Source organism: Streptomyces tamarix, from assembly GCF_032423885.1.
In the GTDB taxonomy this organism is placed as follows: domain Bacteria; phylum Actinomycetota; class Actinomycetes; order Streptomycetales; family Streptomycetaceae; genus Streptomyces; species Streptomyces tamarix.
Genome location: NZ_JAWCTQ010000051.1, coordinates 44183 through 50807, shown reverse-complemented (window position 1 = coordinate 50807; position 6625 = coordinate 44183). Strand labels below are relative to the sequence as shown.

Below are 6625 nucleotides of genomic sequence, written 5' to 3'. Positions count from 1 at the left end.
GCGGGCGCGCCCCCCCGGGCCCCCCCCCCCCCCGCGGCTTTCACGTGCCTGCGGGCGCCCGGGTGCGCCCCGCCGGGCGCACCCGGTGCCGGACGGGCCGCACCCGGTGCCGGGCGGATGCCCGGCCGCGGTGCGGCGCCCCGGTCGTCAGGGGGTGAGCGGCGGGCGGGTGCCCCGAGGGTCCGCCGGGTCCCCGGAGGCGTCGCGGATCACCTCGCCCGGAACCACCTTGCCGTCCGGGCGGTGGATGCGGGCCTGCCGGAGGACCGTGCCCACGCGGCGGTCCAGGGCGCGTTCCGCGAAGCGGGCCGCGGCCGTGCGGACCGGCGGGAGGAGGAGGAGCAGGCCCAGCACGTCGGAGACCAGGCCCGGCAGCATCAGCAGCAGCCCGCCGAGCATCAGCATGCCGTTGCCGGTGCCGCCCTTCCCGTCCGCGGCCGGCGCACCGCCCGTCCGCTGCTGCTGGAGCGTCTCGGTGAGCGCCGTGAACGCCCGGCGCCCGGCCCGCTTCACCACGGCCGCGCCGAGCGCCCCGGCGGCCACCAGCAGGGCGAGCACCGCGAGGGCGCTCGCGGCGTCCGCCACCAGGGCCAGCAGCCAGATCTCCAGCACCAGCCAGGCGGCCAGGCCGAGGGGTATGAGGGTGCGGGCGCGGGAACGCCCACGGGTCGGGGGCAGCAGGGGTGCACCGGTCGTCATGCCTCCAGTGTGCCCGGGGCCGCGGCAGGACGGCGTAAAGGCCCGCCCCCGTCCCGCGTCAGCGGCGCTCGCGGCCCGTCAGGCGACCGGCGCGGGCGGTCACGCCCCAGGCGGTGACCCGCCACAGCGCCTCGACGATGATGTCCCGGCTCATCTTGGAGTCGCCGTGCTCGCGCTCCACGAAGGTGATGGGCACCTCGACCACGTGGAAGCCGGCGGCGACCGCGCGGCGGGCGAGGTCGATCTGGAAGCAGTACCCCTGCGACGCCACGTCCCTCAGCCCCAGCCCCCGCAGCGTCTCCGTGCGGAACGCCCGGAACCCGCCGGTGACGTCCCGGATCGGCACGCCCAGCAGCAGCCGCGAGTAGACGCTGGCGCCCCGGGAGAGGTACTCCCGCGACTTCGGCCAGTTCACGATCCGCCCGCCGGGGATCCAACGGGAGCCGAGCACCAGGTCCGCGCCCTTCAGGGCGGTGAGGAGCCGGGGCAGTTCCTCGGGCCGGTGGGAACCGTCGGCGTCCATCTCGACGAGGACGCCGTAGCCGTGGTCCATGCCCCAGCGGAAGCCCGCGAGGTAGGCCGCGCCGAGGCCCTCCTTGCCCTTGCGGTGCAGCACGTGGACGTGCGCGTCCTCGGCGGACAGCTCGTCGGCGATCTTGCCGGTGCCGTCCGGGCTGTTGTCGTCGGCGACGAGGATGTCCGCGTCCGGCACGGCGGCCCGCACCCGGGAGACGATCGGCCCGATGTTCTCCGCCTCGTTGTAGGTCGGAATGATCACCAAGGCTCTGCCCAGCGGTCCGTACCGCCGCTGACTCTGACCGTCGTCTTTCACTACTGCCCCTTACGTCCTAGCGCGGATGCCCACCTTAGCGAGCCTGCGGCGCGGACGACCGGCGGCGTCGGGCGGAGCCGGACGGGGTGGCGCGTACCGGTCCGCACGGGGGCCCGGCGTCCTTCGGGCCGACCTTGGGGCCCGCTGGCTGCGGGTCGTCCGAGAGCCGTTGTCTACTGAACGTCCGGGCCCCACCCGGGTCGCACCCCGCCCCGGCTCCCGGGAGCCGGGGGGACGCCCGTCCGGAGACCTCCACCGCCGCGGGGCGCTGGCGCTGAACCTGGCTCCCAGCGGTGGCGCGCCGGTGCGGCGCGCCACCCCGCGATCCAGCGGCGCTCCGCGGCGGCGGGAAGGCTCTGCTCGGCCGGTCGGACGTCCGTGGTGGACGCGGCCGAACCTACCCGCCGTTCACCGTTGCCTGTCAACACCCGTGCCACCTGCGGCGTTTGGACGAACGCCCAGGTCAGCGACGAAGATCCGCAGGTCGTGGCGGAGCATCCGGCCCGCCGCCCGGGCGGCCGGACCGCCTCCGACTCACTCGTTCGGCCGCACGAAGACCGTGTGCCCGCCGACCACCGTGCGCAGGCACACCGGCAGCGGGGTGCCTGGGGTCAGGTCGGGCAGGCCGGGCGTGCCCGAGCGGGGGTCGGTGGACCAGCGGGCCACCCGGTCGTCGGGTGCCTGGACGACCAGGTCACCGGCCTGCCAGACGGCGTAGTCGGCGGGCGCGCCGGGCACGAGGACGCCGGCGTCGTCGCGGCCGACCGCCCGCCAGCCGCCGCGGGTGTGGGCGGTGAAGGCGGCGCGGACGGAGACGCGGTGCTCGGGCGTCCGGTGGAAGGCGGCGGCGCGGACGGTGCCCCAGGGGTCCAGGGGGGTGACCGGGCTGTCGGAGCCGAAGGCGAGGGGAACACCGGCGCGCAGCAGCGCCGCGTACGGGTTGAGGGTGCGGGCGCGCTCGACGCCCAGCCGCTCGGCGTACATGCCGTCCTCGCCGCCCCAGGCCGCGTCGAAGGCGGGCTGGACGGAGGCGGTGAGGCCGAGTTCGGCGAAGGCGGCGACGGTCTCGGGGGTGAGCATCTCGGCGTGCTCGACGCGGTGCCGGGCGGCGCGGATCCGGTGCAGGCCGACCGTCTCGGCGGCGGCCCGGACGCCCTCCACGACGGCGGTCACCGCGGCGTCGCCGATGGCGTGGAAACCGGCCTGGAGCCCGGCCTCGGTGCAGGCGGCGACGTGGGCGGCGACGGCGTCCGCGTCGAGGTGGGCGGTGCCGGTGTGCGGGGCGTCGGCGTACGGCTCGTGCAGGCAGGCCGTGTGGGAGCCGAGCGACCCGTCGACGAAGAGGTCGCCGGCGGCGCCGACGGCGCCCAGTTCGCGGATCCGCCGCGCGTCCGCGGCGCCCGCGACGGCCTCGGCCCAGTAGCCGACGACCCGGGGCAGCCCCTCCTCCCCGGCGAGCCCCAGCAGCGCGGTGAAGTCCTCCTCGTCGGAGATGTCCGGGCCGCCGCACTCGTGGACGGTGCCGATGCCGAGGGACGCGGCGTGGCGGAGGGCGGCGCGCTGGGCCTCGGCGCGCTGGGCCGGGGTGATCGCGCCGTGCGCGGCGGCCCGTACGGCGTGGTGGGCGGCGCCGGTGAGGGGCGCGTCGGGGTGGTGGCCGTCGAGGTCCGCGACGCCGGGGACGAGGTCGAGGAGCGCGGTGGTGACGACGGCGGAGTGCACGTCGATCCGCGGGAGGTAGAGGGGACGGCCGCCGGCCGCCTCGTCGAGTTCGGCGCGGCTCGGGTGGCGCCGCTCGGGCCAGCGCGCGGCGTCCCAGCCGTGCCCCAGCAGGACCCGGTCGCCCGGCCGGGCGGCGGCGAAGTCCCGTACGAGCGCGAGCGCCTCGCCGAGGGTGCGGGCGCCGGACAGGTCGAGGCCGGTCAGGGCGAGCCCGGTGGCGGTCGTGTGCACGTGGGCGTCGGTGAACGCGGGGGTGACCAGGGCGCCTTCGAGGTCGATGACCTCGTCCACACCGGAGGCGAAGGCGTCGGCCGCGCCCTCGGACCCCACCCAGGCGACGTGTCCGCGCTCGACGACCATCGCGGTGGCGAAGGGGTCGGCGGGGCTGTGGACGTCTCCGCCGCGCAGCAGCACGGTGGGGGCTCCCCCTGTTCGAGCGGGGTCGGCGGCAGGGGGGAGGTGTTCGCGCTCGGTCATGGTGACCAGCGTAGACAGCGCCGGCGGCCGCGTCCGGCCGGGGGCGGACGCGGCCGCCGGGGCGGTCGTGCGGCGGGGTCAGACGCGGGGCGGCCTCGCCTCGTACGGGGTGGAGAGGACCACCGTGGTGCGCGTGGAGACCCCGGACTGGGAGCGGATCCTGGTGAGCAGGTGCTCCAGCTCCAGCGGCGTCGCCACCCGCACCTTGAGGATGTAGTTCTCGTCACCGGCCACGCTGTGGCACGCCTCGATCTCGGGGATGTCGGCGAGCCGGTCGGCGATGTCGTCGGGGGCGCTGGGGTCGAAGGGTTTCACCGAGATGAACGCGGTCAGCGGCAGACCGACCGCCTCGGGGTCGACGACGGCGGCGTAGCCGCGGATGACGCCGCGCTGTTCGAGGCGGCGGACGCGCTGATGCACCGCCGAGGTGGACAGGCCCGTGGCCTTGCCCAGGTCGGTGTAGCTCATGCGCCCGTCCTTGACGAGCAACTCGACGATCTGACGATCCAGCTCCTCCATGCGGTCAACCTATTGCCCCGGAACCCCTCCGGCCCAGTCGTCCGGTCACCCCGCGGGCACCTGCGGGCGGCATGTGACCAACACCACACGCTTTTGGCCACGGACGTCCGTGACCGGACGGTTATCCGGCGGGCGCGCCGGGAAGTGCTTGGGGTGGTCGGGGCCGCATGCCTGGTCGGCCCGCCTGAGGGGGAGATTCTCCATGCAGGAGCCTGTTGATTCGGTCGAGGCCGATGAGCTCGACGCATACGACATGTTCGAGATGTTCCGGGTCGTCTGCCCGGACTGCGCGCAGCCCATCGCGCTGCTCGCGGACGAGGACACCCTGCCGGAGCACGCGCTGTGCCCGACGCCGTGGAACCCGTTCGTCCTGACGGTGTGCACCGGCTCCGGACGGCCCGTGGCGGAGGCGCGGCCCGTCGACGACGGGTCGGGGCCGCAGGAGCAGGAGATGGGGCTGCTGCTGACGCTCCCCCAGGAGCTCGACTGGCGTACGCAGCCGTTCTCGCACGTGGGCGGGCCGGGGTCCCGCCCGATCAAGGTCCCGCAGATGCGCGGCACCGCCTCGCGGATGGGGCGCGCCGCCTGACCTCCCGCTGATCCGACACCCCGCCCCGGTGCGCACGAGCGCGGCCGGGGCGGCTGCCGTCGGACCCGGGGTACGGCGCGGCACGCCGGCGGGCGGTTCCCGCCCCGGCCCGCCGCGCGCCGGGGAGCCGCGCCCCGCAACGCGGCGGGCGAGGCCCCGCCGCGGGGCCTCAGCGGCTCTCGGGGCCCACGAGGTGGCGGGCGACGACCACGCGCTGGATCTGGTTGGTGCCCTCGACGATCTGCAGGACCTTCGCCTCGCGCATGTGGCGTTCCACGGGGAAGTCTGCGGTGTAGCCGTACCCGCCGAGCACCTGGACGGCGTCGGTGGTGACCTTCATCGCGGCGTCCGTGCAGAACAGCTTCGCCATCGCCGCCTGCCGGGAGAACGGCCGGCCCGCGTCCCGCAGCCGGGCGGCGGCCAGGTACAGGGAGCGGCCCGCCTCGACCTGCGTGGCCATGTCGGCGAGCAGGAAGCGCAGCCCCTGGAAGTCCGCGACGGGCCGGCCGAACTGGCGCCGCTCCCGCGCGTACGCGACGGCCTCGTCGAGCGCCGCCTGGGCGACGCCGACGGCGCAGGCCGCGATGCCCAGCCGCCCGGAGTCCAGCGCCGACAGGGCGATCGTGAAGCCCTCCCCCTCCTCGCCGATCCGGCGGGAGTCGGGGACGCGGACGCCGTCGAAGTGGAGCTGGGCGGTGGGCGAGCCCTTCAACCCCATCTTCTTCTCGGGCGCGGCGGCGGTGAGCCCCTCCGCGTCGCCGGGGACGAGGAACGCCGTGATGCCGCGCGGGCCCTCGGCGCCGGTGCGGGCCATCACCGTGTAGAAGTCGGCGACGCCGCCGTGGGTGATCCACGCCTTGGTCCCCGTGATGACCCAGTCGTCGCCGTCGCGGACGGCCTTGGTGCGCAGGGAGGCCGCGTCGGAGCCGGAGGACGGCTCGGAGAGGCAGTAGCCGCCGAGGAGACCGCCGCCCAGCATCGCGGGCAGGTGCTCGGCCCGCTGCTCCTTCGTGCCGAACCCGGCGAGGCCGTGACAGGCGAGGGTGTGGACGCTGGCGCCGAGGCCGACGGTGAGGCGGGCGGCCGCCAGCTCCTCCAGGACCTGGAGGTACACCTCGTACGGCTGGTCGCCGCCGCCGTGGGCGGAGTCGTAGGGCAGGCCGAGCAGGCCCGCTTCGGAGAGGACGGAGAAGACCTCGCGCGGGAAGCGCCCGGCTTCCTCCTCCTCGGCCGCCCGGGGAGCGATCTCCCCCTGGACGATGTCGCGCACCAGGGCGATCAGATCCCTGGCCTCCTCCGTGGGCAGCTGGCGGTCCACCGGCTGCGGGGCGCGGTCGGGCATTGCGGCGCTCTCCTCCCTGTCGGGCGCTGCGGCGGGCGCGCGCGAAGGGTTGGGCGGCGCCGCCGGGTCACACTGCTTCGCCGATGCTGCCCCTCCGGGTCACGGAAACGGCAGTTCAGCGGCTGTGGCGGCACGAGTATGCCCGATCGGGTGCCTCCCGTCACCAGCGGAAAGACACCCTTCGGTAACGCTCGTTCACGTCCCGGCGGGAGGGTGCGCCGGGGAACTCAGAGGAGGCCGGCCTGGGTGACGAACATGGCGACGACGACGACGAGGACCCAGCCGAGGACGTGCTCGAGCACCTTGGGGCCGTCGTCCTGGGGGCCTCCGGTGCGGGCACGGAGGAAGGGGGCGGCGGCTGCGTTCGCGGTCATGGCATCTCGCTGTCGTCGTACGGCTGTGACTGTCCCCCCGGCCCCTCCACAGTGCCAGCGGGAAGGCCCCC

General features: G+C 75.7%; 7 protein-coding genes. 1 reads left to right on the top strand and 6 read right to left on the bottom strand.

Annotated features, from left to right (window positions below):
• Nucleotides 1-147: 147 nt before the first annotated feature.
• The 4 genes from fxsA to RND61_RS28400 form a co-directional block, all read right to left on the bottom strand.
• Entirely contained in the window at nt 148-699 is a 552-nt protein-coding gene (fxsA, locus tag RND61_RS28415) for an FxsA family membrane protein (protein WP_315881000.1), read from the bottom strand.
• A gap of 58 nt (nt 700-757) precedes the next feature.
• Nucleotides 758-1477 (bottom strand): polyprenol monophosphomannose synthase, encoded by a 720-nt coding sequence (locus RND61_RS28410; protein ID WP_391654326.1) that lies wholly within the window; start codon nt 1475-1477, stop codon nt 758-760.
• 588 nt (nt 1478-2065) lie between these two features.
• On the bottom strand, nt 2066-3730 hold the full coding sequence (locus RND61_RS28405) for an amidohydrolase (RefSeq protein ID WP_315880998.1): 1665 nt from the start codon (nt 3728-3730) through the stop codon (nt 2066-2068).
• Between the two features lie 78 nt (nt 3731-3808).
• The gene (locus RND61_RS28400) at nt 3809-4249 is read right to left on the bottom strand and encodes an Lrp/AsnC family transcriptional regulator (RefSeq protein ID WP_236239047.1); all 441 of its coding nucleotides are present in this window, start codon (nt 4247-4249) and stop codon (nt 3809-3811) included.
• Nucleotides 4250-4451: 202 nt separating this feature from the next.
• Between RND61_RS28400 and RND61_RS28395 the strand changes: the two genes are divergently transcribed.
• Nucleotides 4452-4838, top strand: a complete 387-nt coding sequence (locus RND61_RS28395; RefSeq protein WP_315880997.1) for a hypothetical protein — start codon at nt 4452-4454, stop codon at nt 4836-4838.
• A 169-nt stretch (nt 4839-5007) separates the two neighbouring features.
• Here the strand turns inward: RND61_RS28395 and RND61_RS28390 are convergent, their stop codons facing one another.
• Entirely contained in the window at nt 5008-6180 is a 1173-nt protein-coding gene (locus RND61_RS28390; protein ID WP_315880996.1) for an acyl-CoA dehydrogenase family protein, read from the bottom strand.
• Nucleotides 6181-6407: 227 nt separating this feature from the next.
• Entirely contained in the window at nt 6408-6554 is a 147-nt protein-coding gene (locus tag RND61_RS28385) for an SCO1431 family membrane protein (RefSeq protein WP_315880995.1), read from the bottom strand.
• Nucleotides 6555-6625 lie beyond the last annotated feature (71 nt).